The sequence below is a fragment of the Wolbachia endosymbiont of Tuta absoluta genome (genome assembly GCF_059414725.1).
The window spans coordinates 1-430 of the sequence record NZ_JBNRJY010000790.1 but is presented as its reverse complement, the minus strand read 5'-3'; the positions used below and the strand labels follow the sequence as shown (position 1 = coordinate 430).

At 39.5% G+C, this 430-nt stretch carries 1 pseudogene; it reads left to right on the top strand.

From position 1 onward, the window contains the following. Positions 1-119 (top strand): annotated as a pseudogene (locus ACJ5GX_RS08080) (hypothetical protein); the annotation flags it as partial. Positions 120-430 lie beyond the last annotated feature (311 nt).

Sequence of the window (430 nt, the reverse complement as noted above, 5' to 3'; positions counted from 1 at the left end):
CTGCTATTAATAACGGTGAATTGGCACTTGGCCAAAACTTGCTAGTCGCTTTTATGTCTTGGCAAGGTTATAATTTTGAAGACTCAATCATTATTTCTAGTGAAGTTGTTAAAAAAGATCGATCAATTCCACGTCAGTTTTGACAGCAGAGGAAACACATCAAAACAAAAACCTTTTATTACCAAGGAAAGCAGCCGGAAACAGTAAGTGTTTTGCTAAATTTCTTAATAACTAAGTTGTTTTGTCAAAAAATAGCCGCCCAGGCGGGTTCAACGTGAAATTGCCATTAATAATCATACTAAGATCGATCGGACTTGTTCTTTGTAAAGAGTTAAAAACTGTCCAGGCGTAAAGTAACGCTTCACTCTATCCAGGATGCCCAGCTTCTTAGCCGCCGTTTGAGCCTTGTACTCGATGGTCGCGCCGAAGT